Origin of the sequence: Massilia sp. Root133 (assembly GCF_001426525.1) — a bacterium.
GTDB lineage: Bacteria > Pseudomonadota > Gammaproteobacteria > Burkholderiales > Burkholderiaceae_D > Telluria > Telluria orientalis.
Genome location: NZ_LMEW01000035.1, coordinates 530,535 through 554,362, shown reverse-complemented (window position 1 = coordinate 554,362; position 23,828 = coordinate 530,535). Strand labels below are relative to the sequence as shown.

The following is a 23,828-nucleotide window of genomic DNA, read 5'->3' as shown; positions in this document are numbered from 1 at the left end:
ACGGCAGGAAGAGGAACAGCACGAAGCCGCTGATACGGTGCAGGATCGACACGATGGCCGACGGCGGCTGCTTGTAGTTCATCGTGATGTCCGTAATGCTCACATTACGGATCGGCTGCCCTCTTTTTTGCGCGTTCTTCACGGCTTCGGACATTGGAACACCTCCCTTAAAGCGTTTATTTATATTGACACCCGGACTACGCCGATTTTGGTCTTCGACGCTTGCCCAAAATCAAGGCATTGTAATCGCTGCAAGCGATTCATGCAGCAGCATAGAGCCGCCGCAAAAACAATTCACGACAATTCGTTTTGGTAATGATGCTTCGTGGTCAGATACAGCCCGCGCCGCAACTCCACCGCCTTGTCTCCATAGGTGAACGACACCCGGTCCGCGCACAGCAGCGGCGTTCCTTCCGGCACTTTCAACGCCTGCGCCGTCGGTGCGTCGGCCGCCACGGCCCGGATCTTTTCGGACGCGCGGATCATGCGCGTGCCGAATTCCGACTCGAACAGTCCATACATCGGTCCCTTGTATTCCGCCAGGCGCTCCGCCGTCAGTCCCTTGAACAATTGCCCCGGCAGCCAGAGTTCTTCCAGGATAGTCGGCGCGCCGCCGTCGCTCATCAGCCGTTTGATATAGACGACCGCGTCGCCCGATTTCAGCTCGAGCAGGCGCGCCACCTCGGCCGGCGCACGGATGCGCTTGACCTCGAGGTAGTCGTGATCGAGATGCTGGGGGATGCCCTCGTCGGGCATCAGCTTGAGGAAACGGAAGTGGGCGCGCGCCTCGTTGTGGGTGGCGACGAACGTCCCTTTACCCTGGCGGCGCACGACGAGGTGCTCGGCGGCGAGCTCGTCGATGGCCTTGCGCACGGTGCCCTGGCTGACCTTGTAGCGGCCGGCCAGCTCGACTTCGCTGGGGATCAGCTCGCCCGGTTTCCATTCGCCGGACTGCAGGCTCTGCGTGATCAGCGCCTTGATCTGCTGGTAAAGTGGAGAGAATGTGGGGGAAGGCGCCACGCCGCCGACAGCGCTGCCGGCGCTCGTAGTCGTGGCGCCATTGCTGTTCGGATTGGACGGGGCTGGGTTCATAGACATCGATTTTTTCATAAATCCCATTGTCCGTCCAGTGGAGAAACCCTCGGATTATGTGTCTTATATAAGACATATGATATGAATTGACAGATGGAATCGTGCGGGCATACACTCGCGGTCGATCGAGCGTGGGCGCCCGCCTGTCGGCAATCGTCGCACGCCCGGCTTGCGGGTAGGCCTTTTGGTATGATTGCAGTTTTCCCAAACTGGCGTATCCTTCTGCGTCGCCCCGTTTTTCTTTCCCACTTTGGAGATTCATCATGGCTAAAACCCCTAAGCGCGTTGCCGTTACCGGCGCGGCCGGCCAGATCGGCTATTCCCTGCTGTTCCGCATCGCCAACGGCGACATGCTGGGCAAGGACCAGCCGGTCATTCTGCAGCTGCTCGAGATCGACAACGAAAAAGCACAGAAGGCGCTGAAAGGCGTCATGATGGAACTGGAAGACTGCGCATTCCCGCTGCTGGCCGGCATGACCGCCCACAGCGACCCGATGACCGCATTCAAGGATGCGGACGTCGCCCTGCTGGTCGGCGCCCGTCCGCGCGGCCCGGGCATGGAGCGTAAAGACCTGCTGGAAGCCAACGCCCAGATCTTCACGGTGCAGGGCAAGGCGCTGGACGCCGTCGCCTCGCGCGACGTGAAAGTCCTGGTGGTCGGCAACCCGGCCAACACCAACGCCCACATCGCGATGAAATCGGCCCCGAACCTGCCGGCCAAGAACTTCACCGCCATGCTGCGCCTGGACCACAACCGCGCCCTGTCGCAAGTCGCCGCCAAGACCGGCACGGCCGTCGGCGACATCGAGAAGATGGTCGTCTGGGGCAACCACTCGCCGACCATGTACGCCGACTACCGTTTCGCGACGGTCAACGGCAAGTCGGTCAAGGACCTGATCAACGACCAGGAATGGAACGCCAACACGTTCCTGCCGACCGTCGGCAAGCGCGGCGCCGCCATCATCGACGCGCGCGGCGCATCGTCGGCTGCTTCGGCCGCCAACGCCGCCATCGACCACGTGCGTGACTGGGTGCTGGGCACCAACGGCAAGTGGACCACGATGGGCGTGCCGTCGGACGGTTCGTACGGCATTCCGGAAGGCATCGTCTTCGGCTTCCCGGTGACCACCGAAAACGGCGAGTACAAGATCGTGCAAGGCCTGGAAATCGACGCGTTCTCGCAAGAGCGCATCAACCTGACGCTGAACGAACTGAACGAAGAGCGCGCAGGCGTCGCTCACCTGCTGGGCCAGTAATTCCACAACGGCGGCGCGCATCGACGCGCCGCCGTTTTTTTCGGAACCACCATGCATCCTTCCGAGGTTTTATTCCAGGGCCAACGCCAGCCGCTGCTGCTCCCTGCCTGCGACCACTATGCCGGCAGCGAGAAGCTGATGCGCAAATCGATGGCCTTGCAACAAGAGCTTGGTCCCATTTTCGACATCACCTTCGACTGCGAAGACGGCGCCAGCGCCGGTAGCGAGCGCGCCCACGCCGAGCTCGTCGCAGCGCTCATCAACAGCGACGACAACCGCTACAACCGCATCGGCGCCCGCCTGCACGACGTCGGGAGTCCCCACTTCGCGCAGGACGTCGAGATCATCGTCGGCGCCGCCGGCAAGCGCCTCGCCTACGTCGTGCTGCCCAAGCCGAACAGCCTGGAAGACGTGGTGCGCGCGCAAGATCTCGTCAACCAGGCCGCTGCACGCGCCGGCCGCGACTTCCTGCCGCTGCACGTCCTGATCGAAACGCACGGCGCCCTGCACGACGTGTACGCGATCGCCGCCCTGCCCCAGGTCGAAAGCCTGTCGTTCGGCATCATGGACTTCGTCTCGGCCCACTATGGCGCGGTACCGGCCGCCGCGATGCGTACGCCGGGTCAATTTACCCATCCCCTCGTCGTCCGCGCGAAGCTGGAGATGGTTGCGGCATGTCATGCGCATGACAAAGTCCCTTCGCATAATGTGACGACCGAGATCAAGGACAGCGCCGTGGTCGCCAACGACGCCCAGCGCGCCGCCGCCGAATTCGGCTTTACGCGCATGTGGAGCATCCACCCCGACCAGATCAAGCCGATCGTCAAGGCATTCACGCCGCGCCTCGCGGAGGTGAACGACGCGACGAGCATCCTGACGGCGGCCATGGCGAAGGACTGGGGTCCGATTGCCCACGGTGGCCGCTTGCACGACCGCGCCAGCTACCGATATTATTGGACGGTGTTGCAGCGCGCGAAGCTGGCCGGCCTTGCGCTGCCGGATGCCGCGGCGGCACTCGTCAATCAACCGGAATCCATCTGATGGCCATCACTCTGAATCAAATCGCAGCCGCCTGTGCCTTTGCGCTCGCGGCCGCCGGTCTTTGCGCAACGGCGACTGCCGCCGAAACCCATCCCAAAGCGACCAAAGTCCTGAAACAAAAGGCAAAATCCTCCAAGCATAAAAAGGCGAAAAAAGAGGACACTAAGCAAGAAGTCGTCGACAACGAGCCCGAACCGGACGTTACCGACACGACGATGGCCGAATACTCTTGCGAGTTGAACAACAAGGTCACCATCTACCGCAACCTGATGGACGACAGCCACATCGCGCTGCGCTGGAAGAACCACCTGCGCCGCATGGACAAGGTGGGCACGACCACGGGCGCGCAGCGCTACGAGAACGCGAAACTGGGCCTGGTCTGGATCGGCATCCCGTCGAAGGGCATCCTGCTCGATTCGAAGCAGAGCCGCCAGCTGGCCAACGAATGCAAGGACGCGGAGCAGGCCAAGCCGCCGGTCGTGGCCTCGGCACCGGCCGAACCGAAAAGCTGATTGATTGCAGGTAACAACAACATCCCCACAAAGGAGAAGTTAATGTCTCAGAACACGTTGAATACGCTGAAGGAATTCCCGCTCGCGGGCGGACAGACCGGCCAGTTCCACTCGCTGCCGGCCCTGGCCGAATCGCTGGGCGTGAACCTGTCACGCCTGCCGGTGTCGATCCGTATCGTCCTCGAATCCGTGCTGCGCAACTGCGACGGCAAGAAGGTGACCGAAGAGCACGTCCGCCAGCTGGCGAACTGGAGCCCGACCGCCGCCCGCACCGAAGAGATCCCGTTCGTCGTCGCCCGCGTCGTCCTGCAGGACTTCACCGGCGTGCCGCTGCTGGCCGACCTGGCCGCGATGCGCAACGTGGCCGCCAAGACCGGCGCCGATCCGAAGAAGATCGAGCCGCTCGTCCCGGTGGACCTGGTCGTCGACCACTCGGTCACCATCGACCACTTCCGTACCCCGGACGCGCTCGACCTGAACATGAAGATCGAGTTCCAGCGCAATAACGAGCGCTACCAGTTCATGAAGTGGGGCATGCAGGCGTTCGACACGTTCGGCGTCGTGCCGCCGGGCTTCGGCATCGTCCACCAGGTCAACCTGGAATACCTCGCCCGCGGCGTGATGAAGAACGGTTCGATGTACTACCCGGACACCCTGGTCGGCACGGACTCGCACACCACCATGATCAACGGCGTCGGCGTCGTGGGCTGGGGTGTGGGCGGCATCGAGGCGGAAGCCGGCATGCTGGGCCAGCCGGTCTACTTCCTGACCCCGGACGTCATCGGCGTCAACCTGACGGGCACGCTGCGCGAAGGCTGCACCGCGACCGACCTGGTGCTGACCATCACCGAGATGCTGCGTAAAGAGAAGGTCGTCGGCAAGTTCGTGGAATTCTTCGGCGAAGGCACGGCCTCGCTGTCGACCACTGACCGCGCCACCATCGGCAACATGGCACCGGAATACGGCGCGACGATGGGCTTCTTCCCGGTCGACGACAAGACCGTCGACTACTTCCGCGGCACCGGCCGCACGGAAGAAGAGCTGGCCGCCTTCGAAAACTACTTCAAGGCCCAGCAACTGTTCGGCATCCCGAAGGACGGCGAGATCGACTACACCCGCGTGCTGCACCTGGACCTGTCGACCGTCACCCCGTCGCTCGCCGGTCCGAAGCGTCCGCAGGACCGCATCGAACTGGGCAACGTGAAGCACAACTTCACCGAGCTGTTCTCCAAGCCGACGAGCGAAAACGGCTTCAACAAGTCGCCGGAAGACCTGTCGAAGGTCTACGAGACGACCAACGGCGTGCGCGTGAAGAACGGCGACGTGCTGATCGCCGCGATCACGTCGTGCACCAACACGTCGAACCCGAGCGTGATGCTGGCCGCGGGCCTGCTGGCCAAGAAGGCCGTCGAGAAGGGCCTGACCGTCGCGCCGCACATCAAGTCGTCGCTGGCCCCGGGCTCGCGCGTCGTCACCAACTACCTGAAAGCGGCCGGCCTGCTGCCGTACCTGACGCAACTGGGCTTCGGCCTGACCGCCTACGGCTGCACCACCTGCATCGGCAACGCCGGCGACCTGACCCCGGAACTGAACGCCGCGATCACGTCGAACGACATCATCGCCGCCGCCGTCCTGTCGGGCAACCGCAACTTCGAAGCGCGCATCCACCCGAACATCCGCTCCAACTTCCTGGCCTCGCCGCCGCTGGTCGTCGCCTATGCGATCGCCGGCAACGTCATGCGCGACCTGATGACGGAACCGGTCGGCAAGGGTGCGGACGGCGTCGACGTCTACCTGGGCGACATCTGGCCGACCTCGCAGGAAATCCACGACCTGATGAAGCTCGCGATGAACTCGGAGGTCTTCAAGGCCAACTACGCGGACGTCAAGGGCAACCCGGGCGCGCTGTGGGAAGCCGTGTCGTCGGTGTCGGGCCAGGTCTACGACTGGCCGGAGTCGACCTACATCGCCGAGCCGCCGTTCTTCGGCGACTTCGAGATGACCCCGAAAGCGGCCGCCGCCGGCATCGCCAATGCGCGCGCGCTGGGCGTGTTCGGCGACTCGATCACCACCGACCACATCTCCCCGGCCGGTTCGATCAAGGAAGACGGTCCGGCCGGTAAATGGCTGAAGGACCACGGCGTCATCAAGGCCGACTTCAACTCGTACGGCTCGCGCCGCGGCAACCACGAGATCATGATGCGCGGTACGTTCGCGAACGTGCGCATCAAGAACAGGATGATCCCGCCGAAGGCCGACGGTTCCGCGGTCGAAGGCGGCATCACGATCCACCAACCGAGCGGCGAACAGCTGTCGATCTACGACGCGGCCATGAAGTACATCGCGGAAGGCACCCCGACGATGATCTTCGCGGGCGAGGAATACGGCACCGGCTCGTCGCGCGACTGGGCAGCCAAAGGCACCCAGCTGCTGGGCGTGAAGGCCGTGATCGCCCGTTCGTTCGAGCGCATCCACCGTTCGAACCTGGTCGGCATGGGCGTGCTGCCGCTGCAATTCCTGGGCGACGACAGCGTCGACACCCTGGGCATCACCGGCAACGAGACCTATGACCTGAAGGGCCTGGAAGGCGAGATCCGTCCGCAGATGCAGGCGACCCTCGTGATCCACCGCGCCGACGGCTCGACGAAAGAGACCTCGGTCCTGCTGCGCATCGATACGCCGATCGAAGTGGATTACTACAAGCATGGCGGCATCCTGCCGTTCGTGCTGCGTCAGCTTCTCGCTGCCTAAGCCTAGGGGTCATCGCAGGGGTCAGAGCCCGGTGTTTCTTTTAGGGCTCTGACCCCGGTGCTAAGTGGCACCGCGTCAGAACACCGGGGTCAGACCCCAACCATCAACACCGGGGTCTGACCCCTATGTCTCCGCCCACATCCTCAACAGGTTGTGATAATGCCCCGTCAGCGCCACCATCTCCGCGCCATCGCCATGCTTCGCGCGCAAGGCCTGGATGTTGGTGTCCAGCTCCAGCAGCATCGCCCGTTTCCAGTCGTCGCGCACCATGCTCTGCACCCACAGGAACGACGCCACGCGCTCGCCGCGCGTCACCGGCTTCACCTCGTGCACGCTGGACGATGGATAGACGATCGCATCGCCCGCCGGCAGCTTCACCTCGTGCGTGCCGTACGTGTCGACGACCGTCAGCTCGCCGCCCTCGTAGTCGTCCGGATCGCTCAGGAACACGGTGCACGACACGTCCGAGCGGACGGGCGACCCGCCCCGCTGCGCGCGGATGGCGCCGTCGATGTGCAGGCCGTAGTGCTCGCCGCCCGCATAGCTGTTGAAGAACGGCGGCAGGATGCGCAACGGCAGCACCGCCGAGAAAAACAGCGGGTTCGCCATCAGCGCGGCGCTCACGATCTGGCCCAGCTCCAGCGCGAGCGGCGAACCCTCCGCCAGCTGGCGGTTGCGCTTGACCTGCGCGCCCTGGCTCCCGACGCTCGCGCGGCCGTCGATCCAGTCCGTCGCATCCAGGCGCGCGCGCATGGCCTTCACCTGGTCCTCGGTCAGCACGCCTGGAATATGGAGCATCATGACTAGAACTTGACGTTGGCCGACAGGGTGGCCGAGCGGCCCGGACCCACGCCCGCGTAGTGCGGCGACGAGACCTTGTCGAAGTACAGCTTGTCGGTCAGGTTCTGCACGTTCAGCTGCAGGCTGACGTCCTTGTTCAGCGCATAGCTGGCCATCGCGTCGAAGCGGGTATAGCCCGGCGCCCACTTGTTGTTGTTGACGTTCGCGTACACCATGGACATCGAGTTCAGGCCCATGCCGAACGTCAGCGCCTTCGTGACCGCATACGTCGTCCACAGCGAGGCCGAGTGCTTCGGCGTCGTCGGGAAGCGGTTGCCGCTGTACGGCGAGGCCACGTACACGGGTTGCGCGGTCGTGCCGACGTTCAGGTAGCCGTTGTCCGCGATTTCCGCGTCCAGGTACGTGTAGCCGCCGAACACGCTCCACTGCGACGACAGCTTGCCCGAGAAGCCCAGCTCGACGCCCCTGATCTCCTTGCGGCCGACGTTCTGCGTCGTGCCGTCCGGCGCCGTCACGCGGGCATTGTTCATCGTGCTCTTGAAGACGGCCGCCGTCAGCGACAGGCGCCCGCCCGGCATCACGTCCCACTTGGTGCCCAGCTCGAAGTTCTTGCTGCGCTGGGGCTGCAGGTTCTGCACGGCCACCGTCAGCGCGTCCAGGCCGTCGCCGCCGTCATTGCCCGGCGGGGTCGCCGACGTCGCGTACGCCAGGTAGATGCTGCCGTTCGACGCCGGCTTGTAGACGAGGCCCGTCTGCCAGCTCCAGAAGGTGCTGTCGACGTGCGCCGCCACGGCCGCCGTCGACGACGTCGCCAGCGTGTTCAGCGTGGTCTGGAAGTCGTCGTAGCGCGCGCCCAGATTCACTTGCCACTGCGGGTTGAGTTCGATCGTGTCGAACGCGTAGGCCGCCTTCGTCTTCGTGTTCACGTGCGTCAGCGCGCCCGACAAGGCGCGGGTATAGACCCATGGATCGTACGGATTCGGGTCGACGAGCGTCGTGCAGTTGTACAGCGTGGCGGCGCCCGACGTCGGACAGGTGAACGTGCCCGTCAGCGGGTTGTTCGTGCCCGGCGTGAAGACGTAGGCGGCGCGGTCGGTCGTCTCGCGGTCGAACTCGATGCCCGCGTTGTACGCATGCTTGATGGCGGCCGTGTCGAACTTGCCCGAGATGCTCGACACGTTCGACGCCGTGCGGGTCTCCGTCGCGCGGGTGTTGGCGCGGCGCCAGACGGTGCCGTACAGGACCGTGTTGCCCTTCGAATCGTCCGGCTGGGTCCATACGTAGTCGTTGTTCGACTTGCCGTAGCGCGTGACGTTGCGCAGCGTGATGCCGTTGGCCAGTTCGTGGCGCAGGTCGATCGTCGCGATGTCGCTCTTCGTGTCGCGGAAGTCGCGGTTGGCGAGGCCGTAGAACGTCGAACGGTCGACGTTGAACGGGGTGCCGTTGCCGTTCTTCGACACGTTGGTGCCGGTCGTGACCGGGTTGTTGAACGGGATGCCCGTGTCCGGAATCTCGTGCGAGGTCAGGTGGTAGACGCTGACGATGGCGCGCGTGGGACCGGTCAGGCCGAACGTCACGGTCGGCGCCACGCCGTAGCGGTTGCCGCCGACGACGTCGCGGCCCGGCACATCGTTCTCGTGCGCCATCACGTTCAGGCGGAACGCGCTGTTGCTGCCGATGTTGCGGTTGAAGTCGCCCGTGACGCGGCGGTATTTGTCCGTGCCGAGGCCGATGCTGGCATGGTTGAAGTCATACGACTGCGCCGTCTTCGTGATCAGGTTGACGCCGCCGCCGGCCGACGAACGGCCGCCCAGCGCCGAGTTCGGGCCCTTCACGACTTCGACCTGGTCCACGGCGAAGATCTCGCGCGACTGCGAACCGGCGTCGCGGATGCCGTCGATGTACGTGTCCGTCTGGGCGTTGTAGCCGCGGATGAACATGTTGTCGCCGACCGGGTTGCCGCCTTCGGCCGCGCCGATGGTGATGCCGGGTACGGTGCGCAGCGCATCCGTCAGCGACGTGGCGCCCGTTTGCGCGATGACCTCGGCCGGCACGATCGTGACGGATTTCGGCGTGTCGAGCAGCGGTGCGGTGAATTTGGTGTTGGCCGACGTGGGCTGCTGGTTGGCGCCCGTCACCTGGACGCTCGGGATCGTCGGATCCGGGGTGACGTCCGGACCGGCATGGGCAACGGCGGGCAGCGCCAGCGACGCGAGCATGGCCAGTGCCGGGGTCGGCAACGTGCGGGCATGCTTGCGGCTGGTGATGAAGGAATTCCGGGTGTTGTTTTTGTTGGTCGTCATGGTGTGGGGGATTGCGCCCTGCCGGGCGTCTCGCTGCGCCGTAGTTAGCAGGAACATGAATGAGAACGATTCGCATTATGATTCTGATTAGTACTTTTAGCAAGCGCGAAGACCAATAAATACGGGGGTGAGGCAGGAATGCGACGCCGGCAATCTTGCCGTCGTGTTACTGGGGTGTGGGCGAATCAACTACAATGTCGGGGATAAGGGTTTATCATGACCCGAGATGTCAACCAAGAATACGAATCACCTTACTGAAGAGACTCCTCAAGCGTATGCGTCGCCCTTCCAAAGACTCACCCAAACTTTCGGCAGAAAGCCAGCGTCTCATCAGCATCAGCAACGCCATCGTGCAGGCCGCCAGCCGCGTTGAAGAACGGACCTGGGAACGCAACCTCGACACGCAGCTGCAGAAGCTGCTCAAGACGAACCACCAGGACAGCATCGACGCCGCCCTCAACGTCCTGTTCAAGGGCGACCTCGCGGTCTACGACGTGCTGATGGACGGCGTCGAGGCGGTCAGCGAGTCCTCGACGATGACCGAGCAGGCCAAGGACGGTACCGAGGCCACGTGGCAGGTGCTGCTCGTGGCTGCGCCGATCCTGGCCTGGACCCGTTTCTCGATCGCGTCCGGCACGATCCCCGGCGACATCCTGACCACGCTGACGGCGCACTTCTCCGCGCACCTGCTGGCCGACAACACGAAGGTGGCCATCGCGCCGACCTTGTACTCGATCGACCAGCTGCCGCGCACCCATGCCGAGACCTATTCCCTGACGCACAAGCTCGCCGCCGCCGCCCACAAGGGCTCGACGGTGAAGCCGGCCGCGCCCGGCCCGGACACGTCGCAATTCCTGGCCGACACGCGCTACCTGCTCGCGGCCGTCGTGGCCCCGGTGGGCGCCCCGCTGTTCCGCTGGCAGGAACCGCAGCACCACATCAACTTCGAAGCCGAGCGCGAGAACTGCCTCGAGCAATGGCGCGCCCAGGCCGGTCCGAACATCGCGCGCCTGCTGCCGGGCTGCGGCGTCGAGCTGCTGCTGCCGGAAGCGTATTACGTCGCGTGCCGCGAGGCCGATAAACTGATCCGGCCGGTATCGATCCGCGCCGCCGTCCACTACCTGACCAACACGCTGGGAGTCGAACCGAACGACCTGCGCGCGGTCGTGGCCGGCTTCGGTGACGAAGTCAACGACAGCCAGGTCGACGAATACCGCGTCGGCTTCACCTTGCGCCAGTCGCCGGACGTCGTCTACGGCATCGTCTGGCCCCTGTACGGCCAGGAAGACGAGGAGGGCACGCCGATGGAAGGCCCGGCCGGCGGCGGCGACCGCCCGCTCGCGCCGCTGGACGAGATCGTCAAGCACCTGAACGAGGTCGGCATCACGCACGTCAAGCGCATCGGCGAACGCTATGTCGCGGAGTATTGCGACGACTGCGGCGCACCGCTGTTCGCCGACCCGAGCGGCGAACTCGTCCATGCCGAAATGCCGGAAGACACGCCGGCGGGGAACGAGCACTTCCACTAACGCGCGGCATCGCCTCAACCACAAGACCCGGCCCCGTGCCGGGTTTTGTTTTTGAAAACCGGGGTCAGAGCCCTTTTTTTGGCAAGATCCATAAGGCAAACTTGTTGAGCCTCGAGGAAATTGATTAAAACCGGGCTCTGACCCCGGTTCTTGGCACGCAGGGACAGGACGCGAGCCGCCAGGCCCACGCCGTGCTGCAGGACTTGAACGCGCGCCTGACGGCCGGGTTCACGCCGGACGAGCTGGACGTCGTCGCGCGCTGGCTCGCGCAGGTCGCCGAACTCGAGCGCGACCTGCCGGGCGGCTGAAAGTCACGCGCGCGACCGCACCGCCGTCGAGTATTCGACGTCGCCCGGCACCACCGACAGGTCGACCCATCCCTGGCGCCCGGCCTCTTCCAGGTCGCGCTCGATCGGCTCCAGCGTCGCCGGGGCGCCGTCGGGAAAGCCGAGCACGCCGCACGCGCAGTTGCGGCCGCGCGCCTTGGCCTGGTACAAGGCCATGTCCGCGAGGTTGACGACCTGTTCCCAGGTCAGCGCCGTACCGCCGAGCGCCACTGGAACCGGCGCGAACCCGACGGATACGCTGACCGGAACGCGCGTCCCCCGGTGCTCGGCGGCTTGCGACGAGATGCCGTGCAGGATGCGCAGCGCCACCTCGTCCAGGCCGTCGCGCGCGACCGACGGCACGAACACGAGAAATTCCTCGCCGCCCCAGCGCACGATCATGTCGGTCTCGCGGAGTGCCAGGCGCAGGTTGTGCGCAACGGTCTTCAGGACGGCGTCGCCGGCCGCATGGCCCAGCGCGTCGTTGATGTCCTTGAACCGGTCGACGTCCAGCAGGAACAGGGCACCCACGGTCCCGTCGCCGCCCGCGCGCCGCTCGGTGCCGGTCCGGCCCATGAATTCCTGGAAGTGGCGGCGGTTGTACAGCAGCGTGAGCGGATCGAGCGCGCCCTGCCGCTTCAATTGCTGGTTCTTCTCTTCCAGCTCGGCGTTGGCGCGGCGCACTTTCCGGTACAGCAGGCCGACGACCACCGACGCCAGCCCGAAGACGATGGCGAGCATCCACCAGATGCGTTGATGCAGGCGGCGGTTGTCCAGCTCCGCCTTCGTGGCCCGGTTCTCCTGGCGCAGGGCGTCGATCCGGCGCTGCTTGTTCTCGGCCTCGTACTTCTGCTGCAGCTCCATCAGCGCCTTCTGGCGCTGCTCGTCGAAGATCTCGCTCGACAGCTTGCGCTCGCGGTTGTACGCGTCGACGGCGCCCTTGTAGTCGCCGGCATGCTCCAGCGCGTAGCCATACTCGCGCAGCACCGCCAGCAGTTCGGGCTTGTCGCCCTGTTTTTCATAGGTCGCGAGGCCGGCTTCGACCTGCCGCTTGCCGTCGGCCAGGTGGCCTTGCCCGAGCAGCGCCTGGCCCAGGTTGACGCGGGCCGTGGCGACGTCGTTGTTGCTCCTGGCGTCGAGGGCGGCCTCCAGCGCCTGCGCGGCATAGGTCTGGGCCTCGCGGAACCGGCCCTCCTTCAGGTAGCAATCCGACAGGTTGACGAGCGTGGTCGCCACCATCTGGCGGGCGCCGATGCTGCGTTCGAGGGCGAGTTCCTCGAACAGGGCATGCCGGGCCCGCGCGAACGCTTTCTGCTCGACGGCCAGCGCGAACTCGTCGGCCAGCGCCGTCGCGATATAGCCCGGGGAGGCCATCTGCCTGGCCACGGCCAGCGCTTCCCGTTGCGCCTTCCATCCCTTGTCGAAATCGCCCGTGTTCAAATACAGCTGCACCAGCGTGTGCAGCGCACTGGCCAGCGGGGCGGCGTCGTCCTTGACGTGGCGTGCCATGTCGACGGCGGCATGCAGTTTTGCCAGCGCCTCCGGATAATTGCCCTCCTCCTGGAACGATTGCCCGGCGGCGATCGTCGCCAGCACCTTGGTCGGGACGTCGTCCGTCGCCAGGGCGACCCGTTCCGCCTCGAACGCCGTGGCGTGCGACGCGGCCAGTTCTTCCCGCAAATAGAGCGTGTTGGCGCGCCCGATCAGGCCTTTCGCCAGGGCGACGTTGTCATGGTTGCGCCGGCCATACGTGACGAGCTGGTCGGCCAGGGTCAGCGCATGCGTCAGGTCGCCGATGCCGCGCTCGGCGGTGCTGTAGTGGTACAGGAAGTCCGTCCGCAGCGCCGCGGGGGCGGTGGCCATTTCCCATTCCATCGCGCGCAGCCGGCGCGACGCTTCGTCCGGCACGAAGCGGGCCATGGCGCCGATGTCGCGCAGGCGGCGTGCCTGTGCCTCGTCGCCATGGGCCACGAGCGGGCACAGCAAGACCGCGGCGACGCACACTGCGCGCATGCTGGATGATGACAGTACGGAAAAGGCCATTGCACTCCTCGGGCTGGGCCGAAGGACGGTCGGCCGCTTGCCGGCGCATTATGCCTGCTGTCATCTAGAAGGTTCAACTCAACCTTGTCTTCGCCATGCGCCGCGGGTTGCAACCGTCAGCGCTCGGCCAATGTCGCCAGATACCCGTGGATCTGCGACACGGCCGCCGCCCCCTCGCCCGCCGCCGCGGCCACGCGCTTGGTCGAGCCGGCCCGCAGGTCGCCCACGGCAAACACGCCGTCGACGCTCGTCTCCAGCGAGCGGGCGCCGTGTTCCGGGCGCGTGTCGGCGCCCGTCAGCACGAAGCCCTTGTCGTCCAGTTCGACGCCGCATTCGTGCAGCCAGTCGCTGTTCGGATCGGCGCCGATGAACAGGAACAGCCGGCGCACGGCGAACGACCGCTCGTCGTCGCCGTCGATGCTGCGGCAGCGCACGCCCGTCAGGCCGTTGTCGTCGCCTTCCAGGGCGGCGATCTCGCGCCGCGTGTGCACATGGATGTTGGGCGTGGCCGCGATGCGCTCGATCAGGTAGCTCGACATCGTCGCCTCCAGCCCCCGGCGTACCAGCATGTGCACCTCGGACGCATGCGCCGCGAGGAAGACCGCGGCCTGCCCGGCCGAATTGCCCCCGCCCACGAGCATGACGGCTTCGTTGCGGCACAGCCGCGCTTCCACGGGCGACGCCCAGTAGTACACGCCGCGGCCTTCGAACTGCGCCAGGTTGGGCAGGTCCGGCTTGCGGTAGCGCGCGCCCGACGCCAGCACGACGGCCTTGGCCTGCAGACAGGTGCCGTCATCCATTTCCACCTTCAGCGGCCGCTCGTGGCACAGCAGGCGCGTGGCCGGCGCGGGGATCGCGACCTCGGCGCCGAATTTCACGGCCTGCACGTACGAGCGGCCCGCGAGCGCGCGGCCGGAGATCCCGGTCGGGAAGCCGAGGAAGTTCTCGATGCGGGCGCTGGCGCCGGCCTGGCCGCCATAGGAACGCTGGTCCAGCACCATCACGCGCAGGCCCTCGGAAGCGGCGTACACGGCCGTCGCGAGGCCGGACGGACCGGCGCCCACGACCAGCACATCGAACACCGTCCCGCGCTCGATGCGGGGCAAGGTGCCGAGACAGCGGCCGACCTCGGCCAGGGTCGGGTTCTTCAGCACGAAGCCGTCCGGCAACGCGACGAGCGGCCAGTCGGACTCGTTGCGCCAGTGCTCGCGGACGAGCTGGGCCGCTTCCGGGTCCGTGGCCGGGTCGCGCCGCGTGTACGGGTAGGCATTGCGCGACAGGAAATTCTCGAGCTCGAACAGCCCTGCGTGCGCGTTCGGCCCGATCAGGATGGGGCCGCCCGGCTTGTTGTTGATGAGCTGCACGCGGCGCAGGATGAACGCGCGCATCAGGCGCTCGCCCAGTTCGGCCTCGGCCACGATCACGGCGCGCAGGCATTCCGCGTCGAGCACGAGGGCTTCCAGCTGGCCCACCGCGAAGCCGTCCGCGAGCGGCGGCCGGCCCGAGAGCTGGGCCACTTCGCCGCTGAACTGGCCGGGTCCGTATTCGACGACCTCGACCCGGTTGCCGAGCGCGTCCGTCCGGCTGCACGACAACCGCCCCGCCAGCACGACGACCATGCCCGGCGAATCCACGCAGGCACGGAACACGGTGGCCCCGTCCGGCCACGTGCGGCACGTGCCGAAGCGGCGCAGGCGCTGGATGTCGTCCGCGCCCAGGACGGGATAGATCTGGTGGCCGCGCGTGGCCAGGTCGATGGCGGCGCGCGCCTCGGAATCGGGCGCGAGGCTGGCGGAGATGAGTTCGGGATCGTGTTCGGACATGGTCGGCGCCTTGTGGTGGGGTACGCCGGCATGCTAGCGCACTTCGGGCGCGAAGTGGACTGGATAAATGTAGGGGTATCAGTCGCGCGAAGGCACCCGCGTGAAACGCCGTTTCAGCCGCAGGAACGGCGTTTCGAACGTCCGGTACAGCACGGAGGCCACGGCCACCGTCGCGGCAAAGGCGAGCAGCATGCCGACGTCGTCGCCGAGGCCGGCCAGCCACGGTTTGCATTTGTCATAGACGAGCCAGAAGAAAAAGATATGGGTCAGGTAGAGGCCGTATGAAATGCGTCCGAGGTAGACCAGGGGCGCGGGCAGGAACCGCTGCGGCGTGCCGAGCGTCGCGACCAGCATGAGCGCGGCGCCGGCCAGCACGAGGCCCCAGCCCGCCAGGCTTTCCGTCACGGTCGACTGGGGATAATCGGCCTTGATCCCGCACCCGGCCGACGCGACCAGCCAGGCGGCGATGGCGGCGCTCCACAGGCCGGCCCGCGCGGCGATATGCCAGTCGGGCCGGCGGCCGCGCAAGGCCAGCGCCAGCAACATGCCGCCCGCGAAGAACTGGAAGTGCACGAAGCTGTTGGTCCATTGGCCGCTGAAGCCGGGCGGCGTGGTGAATCCGCGCGCATACCAGACGATCACGCCGTACGACACGGCGAGCACGGCGACATTGACCGCCACGAGCGCGCGGCGTCCGAGCGAGGCGAGGAACGGGATGACGATGTAGAACTGCTCCTCGACCGACAGGCTCCACATCGGATTGACGGGATACTCGATCCAGCCGTTGAACGTGATGTACCAGTTCCCGGCAAACAGCGTGAAGAACAGCCATTTGGCGGGCGAGTCCGCGCCGGCGCCGGGCAAGACCAGGTTGAGCAGGACGAGCCCGAAAAAGACCAGGAAATACAGGGGCCAGATCCGCAATATGCGTCTGACATAAAAGGCGCGCACGTCGATGGTGCCGGTCGCGCTCCGTTCCCGCTCCAGCAATTCGGTGATCAGGAAGGCGCTCAGGAAAAAGAACACCGGCACGCCATACACGCCGATCTGCGCGAACGCATGGAACCACGGATGCCGCGCCTGGTCGATGGGCGCCAGGTCGGTGCGGTGCGTCATGAAGACGAACAGGAACGCGATGAAGCGCAGCACGTCCAGTTCGGGGCGGTAATACCGGGCCGCTGCCTGCCGCGCGTCCGGCGCCACCGGCAAGTCCATCGTCGTACGGGCGTCCCGCATCGTGTCCCCATCGCAAAGTGATCGATGCGGCCGATTCTCGCCGGGTCCGGCCTGTAGTCGCTAAAAAAAACGTCTCAAAAACTACAAAAAACGGCAGTATCGGGCGGATTACCGAACCGGCAGCGCCGCGATCACGCGTTTGGCGAACTCGGCCGGATTGCCCGCATGCCAGCGCCACACGATCACGAGATCATGCTCGGGCGACACCACGATGTCGTTGCTGCCGGCGCCCAGCGCCGCGAACGCCGTCGGCGGCAGCCCAGGCAGGTTCTTGCCCGTCGTGTTCAGCCACCACAGATAGCCGTAGTCGGGCCCGTGCGCGCTGGGCGTCAGTGCCGCCTTCACATAGTCCTTGGGCACGATCTGGCGACCGTTCCAATTGCCCTGGCGCAGCCACAAATAGCCGAAGCGCGCCATGTCCCACGAATCGATCCACATGCCGCCGCCCCAGCGCGTGCCGCCGCTGACGGAGGCCACGAGCTTGCCGTTCATGTCAACGTAGCTGTTGGTGTACGGCACCCACTTCCATTGGTGCGACGCGCCGATGGGGTCCATGACCTCGTCCTGGAACACGTCCGGGACGGGCCTGCCGAACACGCGCAGCAGCGACAGCGCGAAGCGGTTGATGCGCACGTCGTTGTATTCGTAGAACTTACCCGGATCCTGGAATGTGCGCGGCTTGCGCTCGCCCGCACCGAACGCGTCGTGGCCGACAAAGTCCGCGTTCTTGCCCCACATGCTGCCTTCCCACTCGGATTCCTGCTGCAGGTGGTGCTTCCATGTGACGCGGGCATTGTGCGGCGAGTCGTAGCCGCCATCCTTCACGGTCGCGGCGACGGGCTGGTCGAGGTCCGCGATCCGGCCGTCGCGCAGGGCGACGCCGGCGGCCGTCGACAGCATGCTCTTCGCGACGGAATACGTCGGGTCGACGAAGTGCGTGTCGCCGAATTCCGCCACGACATAGCCTTTGTAGATGACGACGCCATTCGTCGGTGCGCGTTTCGACGGCAGCGAACCGAGCGGCTCGCCGAACGTCTGTCGCTGGTCGGAAAAGTCGCGGGCCCGCTCGGTCTCGTGCGCCTGCGCGTACGCGACGGCGTCGCGCAGCCTGGCGGCGTCGATGCCCAGCTGGCCCGGCGTCTTGTGGGCCCACGCGCCGGCCGGCGGAAAGTACGACGGCTCCGCTTTGGGCTTCGGCAGCGTGGCGGCCGCCGTGGAAGCACCGGCCAGCGCTGTCGCGGACAAGGCCAGCGCGAGGAGCGCGCGCCGCCTCACGGCTTATCCTGCCACTGCGCGTACGGCATCCGGATCAGGCTGGAGTTGTAATAGCGCTTCTCGCCCGTGACTTCCTGGCCGATCCAGTCCGGCTTCTCGAACGCTTCATCCTCGGCATCGAGCTCGATCTCCGCGACGACGAGCCCGGCATTCAGGCCGAGGAATTCGTCCACTTCCCACGTGTGGCCCGCATGCTCGATGCGGTGGCGGATCTTTTCCACCTGCGGCTGCTCGCACAGGCCGTCGAGCAGCTCCGTCGCGTCCGCCACGGGGATCTCGTATTCCCACTCGCCGCGCGACGCGCCCGTGCTTTTTCCCTTGATGGTGATGACCGCCCGCTCGCCCTCGATGCGCACGCGCACGGTCCGGACGGCGTCGGCCACGAGGTAGCCCTGGCGCATGCGCGTCGGGATGCCCTGCCCGCGCCAGCCTTCATTCGCCAGCAGGAACTTGCGTTCGATCTCGACACCCATGTCAGTCGTCCAGCGATTGCAGGATCGGCTGCAGCATCGCGGCACCCAACGCGGCGCTGCGCGCGCCGTTCCAGCCGACGTACGGGTCCGGGAGGTTGGCGTTGTCCTTGAACGGCATCTCCAGGGTCAGCGACAGGCATTTGAACGTGTGGCCGATGTACTTCGAGGCCAGGGTCAGCAGTTCTTCGTTGTACTTGCTCGCGGCATAGCCGTAGACATTCTGGAAGTCGGGGCTGGCGGCCATGTAGCGCTCGATGAACGCATTCTGGGCGGCCAGGCGCTCCGGCGTGAAATCTTCCAGCATCTCGCTGCCGGCCACGAAGTTGTACGGCAGCGCCTCGTCGCCGTGGATGTCGAAGAACATGTCGACGCCCGTCTCGTGGATCTTGTTCTTCACGCACAGCACTTCCGGGCTGCGCTCGGGCGACGGCGTCATCCACTCGCGATTCAGGTTGGCGCCGGCCGCATTCGTGCGCAGGTTACCGCGGACGGAACCGTCCGGATTCATGTTCGGCACGATGTAGAACACGGCGCGCTGCAGCAGCTTGCGCGAGATCGGGTTCGAATTGTCGAGCAGCGCATCCATCATGCCCTCGACGAACCACTCGGCCATCGTCTCGCCCGGATGCTGGCGCGCGATCACCCAGATCTTCTTCTCGGCCTGCGGATTGCCGACCACGACGAGGTTCATGTCGCGGCCGTCGACGGTCGTGCCGATGTCGTGCACGCGCGCGATCGGGTTTTCCGCCACTTCACCGAGCAGGCGCAGGTGGCGCTCCCAGGTGTAGGGCTCGAAATAGGCGTAATAAATGCTGTCCAGCTCGGGGGTGTGGTTGACGGTCATGACCTGGCCGTCGAATGACGTCGGCACCCGGAACCAGTTCTCGGTGTCGTAGCTGGCCGCCACCTGGTAGCCCTCGAAGCCCTTCGGATACGTCGCCTGGCCCGCGTTCAGGAAGCGGATCGTGCAGGCCTGGCCGCGCGCGCCCTGCAGGCGGAAGTGGAACCACTGGTGGATGTCGGCTGAAGAATCCTTGCGCAGCTTGAGGTCGATCTGGCGCGGGTCGGTGGCCTGGACGACATCGATCGCACCGGAATCGAACAGCTGGCTGATCTTGATGGGCATGGGCGGGGTCCTCGAATAACGGTCAAAGACCGCATGATAGCCGAGCCCACGCCCGCCGGCCATCACTGACGGCCGGACGCTTCGACTTACGCGTCGAGGTCGATCAGGTCCTTGCTGTAGGCCAGCATGATCTGGCGCATCAGCTCGACGTTGCTGCGGTCGAGGACGACGGTGAGGTCCGGTTTGCGGTCGAGGTTGTACGTCATGCTGATCTTGCCCGGCAAGACCTTGCACTGGACGGTGAACGCACGCGGAATGTTCGGATGATCCCAGTCCCACTGGGTGATCTGCGGGCCGGCCGGCGGCGGCTGCAGGTTCGGGTCCTGGTTCACCGGCAGGTGCTTGAGGAGCCAGAACACGACCGATGCCGGCACGAAGACGGCGACGTCGCTCGCGCCGTGTGCGGAAAACTTGGTCAACAACAGGTTGCCGACCCGGTCGCACGACATGGACATGCTCTTGACTTGACGGATGACCGCTGATTTCACGACGAATTCCTATGGGCTAAGTGGTTGAAAGCCCGAGGATTCTACCGCATCCCATTTGAGAATTGTGTTAAAGAAATGCAAAACGGGGAGCCTGCGCTCCCCGTGTGGAATCCGTGGCAACGGGACGGCGCCGCCACCGTCCCGCCTGCGCAACACTACTGCTTGTTGCCCTTGGACGAGCTGCGCGACGACGAGCCCGAAGCCGACTGGCGGTTGCCATGGCTCATGCTGCCTGCGCGACGTGCCTCTTCCGAGGTGAACTCGTGGGCGGTGCCCTTCTGGTGGGCGGCCTTGCCACCCTCGCTGGCGATCTGGCGCTGACGCTCCGGATCCATCGATGCGAAACCGCGGTTCTTGGTGCCGCCGCTTTGTTTGTTGCCTTGATTGCTGGATGCCATGATGTTCTCTCCTCGTTGCAGTTGAAACCGCCGCGTCCCGCGGCAGGCCTGCCGATGCCATCGGATGAGCGCTCGGTCGGAAAACATCTTAGGCATGCCGTCCAGATGAGACTATAGGAGCATTTCAGATGACTTTGTAGGACAATGTGACACAGAAGATTCACTCTCGAAACACTACTTCCAGTCGTAAATAACTCGTCGGTAATCGTCCTACATATAACCGCAACGTCTTCCTATACTGAAGTCGCTCCGGGACGCGCATCATCTCAATTCGAGATCGAAAGGAGACGACCATGGACGCGAACCAACGCAGCGAAGCGAACAACCAGACGAACAACGGCGCCAACGAAAAATGGACGCCCGGGTCCGAGGGCGCCAGCGCCGACCGCGGCCAGCCGCTCGACCACACGTATCCGCAAGGCACCGGCGTACAGCAGCAGGGCAACCAGCAGCGCGACATCATGGGCGGCCAGGGCGGCGTGGGCGGCCGCGAGTACGGCGAGGATGCCGGCATTCCCGGCGGCTCGATGGACAACCAGATCAACGGCGGCTCCGGTGCCGTGCAGGGCATCACGGACAGCCACCAGCGCCAAATGGAACAGAAGTCCGGTGCCTACGGCTTGCTGGAACAGGCTGTCGGACACCGTCCGAAAGACTCGGGGGTCGATCTGAACCAGCAGCGCGACATGCACCGCGACGTCGTGCGGGGCAACCTGCCCTCGCAAAGCGCCCGGCAGCCCGACCTTCAGGGTGGCTCCCTGTCCGACTCGCGCGGCAACCTGCAGGCATCCACGCACACGCAGGGCGGCGGCATGCACGGCCCGCGCAGCGAACTGCCGTCACAGCCGCCGCGCGGCTCGATGGGCAACCGCCAGTCGGCATCGGGCGCCACGCAGGGCGGCGGCATGCCGGGACCGGGCGCCGCCGGCGGCCATGAAGCCCAGCGCGGCAACACGCAGCTGGACGTGGCCGGCTCGCGCTCGATGTCGAACCAGAACTCGGACGTGGGCGGCGTGCACCAGTCGAACGACGTGGCCGGCGGCCTGCCGCGCTCGCCGGGCAACACGGGCGCGGACAGCACGGACCGCCAGGGCTCGCAGACCGGTTCCACGGCCTCGGCAGGCGGGCCGGCGGTGCACAAGTCGAACGATGCCGCCGGCGGCTACCCGCGCAGCCCCGGCTTCGCCAACAAGCTGCACGGCGACGACAACATGGACGACGATACCGGCTTCAAGCGTAAGCCCTGAAGCGTCCTCCCCTGTTCTTGATCCAGATTCAAGCGCCGGGCTAGTCCCGGAACCCAGCCATTTCGCTCGCGGTCGAACCTGTCACATTCAGACCGCGAGCGAAGCATGCCAAACCAGAACAGGATTGCACACGAGCTTAGTGCCGCAGCCATTCGGGCCATGGGGGCGTCATGCGCCGCCTGAACGTCCTGACCTGGCACACGCATGGCAGCTACCTGTACTACCTGTCCCATGCGCCGCACGACTTCCACGTGCTGGTGAAACCGGGCCGTCCGCCCGGCTACGGCGGCCGCTGCGGCCCCTTCCCGTTCGGCCCGAACGTCCGCGACCTGCCCGCCGACCAGGCGCGCACGCAGGCCTTCGACTGCATCCTGTTCCAGGAAGACCATCACTGGGAACGCGACCAGTACGAACTCCTCACGCCGGCCCAGCGGGCGCTGCCCCGCATCTACCTGGAGCACGATCCGCCCTCGCTGCCCCCGGACGACATCGCCGCTGACACCCGCCGGCCGCAGTGGCCGACCGACGTGCGCCACCCGGTCGACGATCCCGCCGTGCTGCTCGTGCACGTCACGCCGTTCAACGACCTGATGTGGAACAGCGGCCGCACGCCGACGCGCGTCATCGAGCATGGCGTCGCCGTGCCCGACGGCGTGCGCTGGCGCGGCGACGTCGAACGGGGCCTCGTGATCACGAACCACCTGGCGCGGCGCGGCCGGCGCATGGGCGCGGACCTGTTCGCCCGCCTGCGCACGACCCTGCCCCTCGACCTCGTCGGCATGGGCGCGACGGACCTGGGCGGCCTGGGCGAGGTGGATCACCCGCAACTGCCCGCGTTCGCCGCCGCGTACCGGTTCCTGTTGTCGCCCGTCCGCTATTCCAGCCTCAGCCTGTCCGTGATCGAAGCCATGATGATCGGCATGCCCGTCGTCGCTCTCGCGACGGCCGAAATGGCGACCGTGATCGAGCACGGCGTCTCCGGCTTCGCCGTGACCGACACGCGCCAGCTCGCCATCGCCATGCGCGCGCTGCTCGGCGACGCCGGCCTGGCCCGCAGCCTCGGCGAGGCGGCGCAGGTGCGGGCGCGCGAACGCTTCGCCATCGCCCGCTTCAGCGCCGACTGGGATGCCGCGCTGCGCGCCGTGACCAGCTGACCGCCGCCATGAAACTCGACGACCGGCCGCGCGCCGCAGCCGCCATGCCCCGTCCGGCCCACCCTGCCGGCCGGCGCCGCATCGCCCTCATCAGCGACCACGCGTCGCCGCTCGCGGCACCGGGCAGTATCGATTGCGGCGGCCAGAACGTCTACGTCGCGCACCTCGCGCGCGAGCTGGCGCTGGCCGGCCACCTCGTCGACGTCTTCACCCGCCGCGACGACGCGAAACAGAAGCAGCTCGTGCGCTGGCGCGAGAACCTGCGCGTCATCAACGTGCCGGCGGGACCGGCTCATTACGTCCCCAAGGAGCAGATGCTGCCGCACATCCCGTCGTTTTCCCGCTTCACCGCCCGCTTCGTCCGCCACCAGCCGGTCCCGTACGACATCGTGCACGCGAACTTCTTCATGTCCGGCATGGTCGCGCGCCACCTCAAGCAGGCGCTGGGCCTGCCGTTCGTGATCACCTTCCACGCGCTCGGCCGCGTACGCCGCCTCGCGCAGGGCACGGCGGACGCGTTTCCGGCGGCGCGCACCCGTATCGAAAGCGGCCTGATGCGGCACGCCGACCGCATCATCGCGGAATGCCAGCAGGACCGGCAGGACATGGAGCGCCTGTACGGCGCGAGCGGCGAGCGCATCGCGATCGCGCCGTGCGGCTTCGATCCCGCCGAGCTGTGGCCCATGCCGCGCGACGAGGCCCGTGCCGCGCTGGCGCTGGCCCCCGACCGCTTCACCGTACTCCAGCTGGGCCGCATGGTGCCGCGCAAGGGCGTGGACACGGTGATCGAAGCCGTCGCGCTGCTGCGCGCGGCGTACGGCATCGACGCCGGACTGCGCCGCGCCTACCGCCATTACACGTGGCGCACCGTCGCCGGGCAGGTCGCGGCCATCTATGCCGCCGTCCTCGCCGAAGCGCGCGCCCCCATCGCCGTGACCCAACCCCAGGAGTAAG

The 23,828-nt window shown here is 66.1% G+C and carries 19 protein-coding genes; 8 read left to right on the top strand and 11 right to left on the bottom strand.

What is annotated here, in order from left to right; all coding sequences use genetic code 11:
• Positions 1–294: 294 nt before the first annotated feature.
• Positions 295–1,092, bottom strand: a complete 798-nt coding sequence (locus ASD28_RS29145) for a GntR family transcriptional regulator (protein WP_056136857.1) — start codon at positions 1,090–1,092, stop codon at positions 295–297.
• A gap of 263 nt (positions 1,093–1,355) precedes the next feature.
• Between ASD28_RS29145 and ASD28_RS29140 the strand changes: the two genes are divergently transcribed.
• The 4 genes from ASD28_RS29140 to acnA all read left to right on the top strand — a co-directional run bounded on the left by ASD28_RS29140 (position 1,356) and on the right by acnA (position 6,652).
• Complete coding sequence (locus ASD28_RS29140) at positions 1,356–2,348, top strand: malate dehydrogenase (RefSeq protein WP_056136855.1); 993 nt, start codon at positions 1,356–1,358, stop codon at positions 2,346–2,348.
• Between the two features lie 51 nt (positions 2,349–2,399).
• Positions 2,400–3,389: a CoA ester lyase gene (locus ASD28_RS29135; protein WP_056136854.1), complete on the top strand. Its 990-nt coding sequence runs from the start codon at positions 2,400–2,402 to the stop codon at positions 3,387–3,389.
• Between the two features lie 215 nt (positions 3,390–3,604).
• Complete coding sequence (locus ASD28_RS33240; RefSeq protein ID WP_307169589.1) at positions 3,605–3,901, top strand: hypothetical protein; 297 nt, start codon at positions 3,605–3,607, stop codon at positions 3,899–3,901.
• A 42-nt stretch (positions 3,902–3,943) separates the two neighbouring features.
• Complete coding sequence (gene acnA, locus ASD28_RS29125; RefSeq protein ID WP_056136850.1) at positions 3,944–6,652, top strand: aconitate hydratase AcnA; 2,709 nt, start codon at positions 3,944–3,946, stop codon at positions 6,650–6,652.
• Positions 6,653–6,775: 123 nt separating this feature from the next.
• On the opposite strand, the gene ASD28_RS29120 is transcribed toward acnA, so the two are convergent.
• The gene (locus ASD28_RS29120) at positions 6,776–7,453 is read right to left on the bottom strand and encodes a Fe2+-dependent dioxygenase (RefSeq protein ID WP_056136848.1); all 678 of its coding nucleotides are present in this window, start codon (positions 7,451–7,453) and stop codon (positions 6,776–6,778) included.
• 2 nt (positions 7,454–7,455) lie between these two features.
• Positions 7,456–9,756 (bottom strand): TonB-dependent siderophore receptor, encoded by a 2,301-nt coding sequence (locus ASD28_RS29115; RefSeq protein ID WP_056136846.1) that lies wholly within the window; start codon positions 9,754–9,756, stop codon positions 7,456–7,458.
• 275 nt (positions 9,757–10,031) lie between these two features.
• Here ASD28_RS29115 and ASD28_RS29110 point away from each other — a divergent pair, with 275 nt between their 5' ends.
• A complete protein-coding gene (locus ASD28_RS29110) occupies positions 10,032–11,285 on the top strand; it encodes a DUF2863 family protein (protein WP_056136844.1) in 1,254 nt (417 codons plus the stop codon).
• Positions 11,286–11,596: 311 nt separating this feature from the next.
• On the opposite strand, the gene ASD28_RS29105 is transcribed toward ASD28_RS29110, so the two are convergent.
• The 8 genes from ASD28_RS29105 to ASD28_RS29070 form a co-directional block, all read right to left on the bottom strand.
• Positions 11,597–13,654, bottom strand: coding sequence for a tetratricopeptide repeat-containing diguanylate cyclase (locus ASD28_RS29105; RefSeq protein WP_082577205.1), 2,058 nt, complete (start codon positions 13,652–13,654; stop codon positions 11,597–11,599).
• Positions 13,655–13,770: 116 nt separating this feature from the next.
• Complete coding sequence (locus ASD28_RS29100; RefSeq protein WP_082577204.1) at positions 13,771–15,477, bottom strand: FAD-dependent oxidoreductase; 1,707 nt, start codon at positions 15,475–15,477, stop codon at positions 13,771–13,773.
• 78 nt (positions 15,478–15,555) lie between these two features.
• The gene (locus ASD28_RS29095) at positions 15,556–16,713 is read right to left on the bottom strand and encodes an acyltransferase (protein ID WP_056136841.1); all 1,158 of its coding nucleotides are present in this window, start codon (positions 16,711–16,713) and stop codon (positions 15,556–15,558) included.
• A gap of 108 nt (positions 16,714–16,821) precedes the next feature.
• Positions 16,822–17,988 carry a serine hydrolase gene (locus tag ASD28_RS29090; RefSeq protein WP_082577203.1) on the bottom strand — a complete coding sequence of 389 codons (1,167 nt, stop codon included), beginning with the start codon at positions 17,986–17,988 and terminating at the stop codon, positions 16,822–16,824.
• The gene (locus ASD28_RS29085; protein WP_056136839.1) at positions 17,985–18,461 is read right to left on the bottom strand and encodes a CYTH domain-containing protein; all 477 of its coding nucleotides are present in this window, start codon (positions 18,459–18,461) and stop codon (positions 17,985–17,987) included. The genes ASD28_RS29090 and ASD28_RS29085 overlap by 4 nt, the downstream gene beginning before the upstream one ends.
• A 1-nt stretch (position 18,462) precedes the next feature.
• Entirely contained in the window at positions 18,463–19,587 is a 1,125-nt protein-coding gene (locus ASD28_RS29080; RefSeq protein ID WP_056136837.1) for a M14-type cytosolic carboxypeptidase, read from the bottom strand.
• An 86-nt stretch (positions 19,588–19,673) separates the two neighbouring features.
• Entirely contained in the window at positions 19,674–20,075 is a 402-nt protein-coding gene (locus ASD28_RS29075) for a hypothetical protein (protein ID WP_229412077.1), read from the bottom strand.
• 155 nt (positions 20,076–20,230) lie between these two features.
• Entirely contained in the window at positions 20,231–20,473 is a 243-nt protein-coding gene (locus ASD28_RS29070) for a KGG domain-containing protein (RefSeq protein WP_052170513.1), read from the bottom strand.
• Positions 20,474–20,766: 293 nt separating this feature from the next.
• Between ASD28_RS29070 and ASD28_RS29065 the strand changes: the two genes are divergently transcribed.
• The 3 genes from ASD28_RS29065 (at position 20,767) to ASD28_RS29055 (ending at position 23,827) form a co-directional block, all read left to right on the top strand.
• The gene (locus tag ASD28_RS29065; protein ID WP_056136834.1) at positions 20,767–21,720 is read left to right on the top strand and encodes a hypothetical protein; all 954 of its coding nucleotides are present in this window, start codon (positions 20,767–20,769) and stop codon (positions 21,718–21,720) included.
• 170 nt (positions 21,721–21,890) lie between these two features.
• Positions 21,891–22,874 (top strand): glycosyltransferase family 4 protein, encoded by a 984-nt coding sequence (locus ASD28_RS29060; protein WP_056136833.1) that lies wholly within the window; start codon positions 21,891–21,893, stop codon positions 22,872–22,874.
• An 8-nt stretch (positions 22,875–22,882) separates the two neighbouring features.
• A complete protein-coding gene (locus tag ASD28_RS29055) occupies positions 22,883–23,827 on the top strand; it encodes a glycosyltransferase (protein WP_056136831.1) in 945 nt (314 codons plus the stop codon).
• The last annotated feature ends 1 nt before the right edge of the window (position 23,828 follow it).

Excerpts from the sequence above, each read along its gene's own strand:
- ASD28_RS29085 (WP_056136839.1), bottom strand. The coding sequence starts at position 18,461 with ATGGGTGTCGAGATCGAACGCAAGTTCCTGCTGGCGAATGAAGGCTGG.
- ASD28_RS29135 (WP_056136854.1), top strand. The coding sequence starts at position 2,400 with ATGCATCCTTCCGAGGTTTTATTCCAGGGCCAACGCCAGCCGCTGCTG.
- acnA (WP_056136850.1), top strand. The coding sequence starts at position 3,944 with ATGTCTCAGAACACGTTGAATACGCTGAAGGAATTCCCGCTCGCGGGC.
- ASD28_RS29095 (WP_056136841.1), bottom strand. The coding sequence starts at position 16,713 with ATGCGGGACGCCCGTACGACGATGGACTTGCCGGTGGCGCCGGACGCG.
- ASD28_RS29110 (WP_056136844.1), top strand. The coding sequence starts at position 10,032 with ATGCGTCGCCCTTCCAAAGACTCACCCAAACTTTCGGCAGAAAGCCAG.
- ASD28_RS29100 (WP_082577204.1), bottom strand. The coding sequence starts at position 15,477 with ATGTCCGAACACGATCCCGAACTCATCTCCGCCAGCCTCGCGCCCGAT.
- ASD28_RS29055 (WP_056136831.1), top strand. The coding sequence starts at position 22,883 with ATGAAACTCGACGACCGGCCGCGCGCCGCAGCCGCCATGCCCCGTCCG.
- ASD28_RS29105 (WP_082577205.1), bottom strand. The coding sequence starts at position 13,654 with ATGGCCTTTTCCGTACTGTCATCATCCAGCATGCGCGCAGTGTGCGTC.
- ASD28_RS29070 (WP_052170513.1), bottom strand. The coding sequence starts at position 20,473 with ATGGCATCCAGCAATCAAGGCAACAAACAAAGCGGCGGCACCAAGAAC.
- ASD28_RS29080 (WP_056136837.1), bottom strand. The coding sequence starts at position 19,587 with ATGCCCATCAAGATCAGCCAGCTGTTCGATTCCGGTGCGATCGATGTC.
- ASD28_RS29065 (WP_056136834.1), top strand. The coding sequence starts at position 20,767 with ATGGACGCGAACCAACGCAGCGAAGCGAACAACCAGACGAACAACGGC.
- ASD28_RS29145 (WP_056136857.1), bottom strand. The coding sequence starts at position 1,092 with ATGAACCCAGCCCCGTCCAATCCGAACAGCAATGGCGCCACGACTACG.
- ASD28_RS33240 (WP_307169589.1), top strand. The coding sequence starts at position 3,605 with ATGGCCGAATACTCTTGCGAGTTGAACAACAAGGTCACCATCTACCGC.
- ASD28_RS29120 (WP_056136848.1), bottom strand. The coding sequence starts at position 7,453 with ATGATGCTCCATATTCCAGGCGTGCTGACCGAGGACCAGGTGAAGGCC.
- ASD28_RS29115 (WP_056136846.1), bottom strand. The coding sequence starts at position 9,756 with ATGACGACCAACAAAAACAACACCCGGAATTCCTTCATCACCAGCCGC.
- ASD28_RS29140 (WP_056136855.1), top strand. The coding sequence starts at position 1,356 with ATGGCTAAAACCCCTAAGCGCGTTGCCGTTACCGGCGCGGCCGGCCAG.
- ASD28_RS29060 (WP_056136833.1), top strand. The coding sequence starts at position 21,891 with ATGCGCCGCCTGAACGTCCTGACCTGGCACACGCATGGCAGCTACCTG.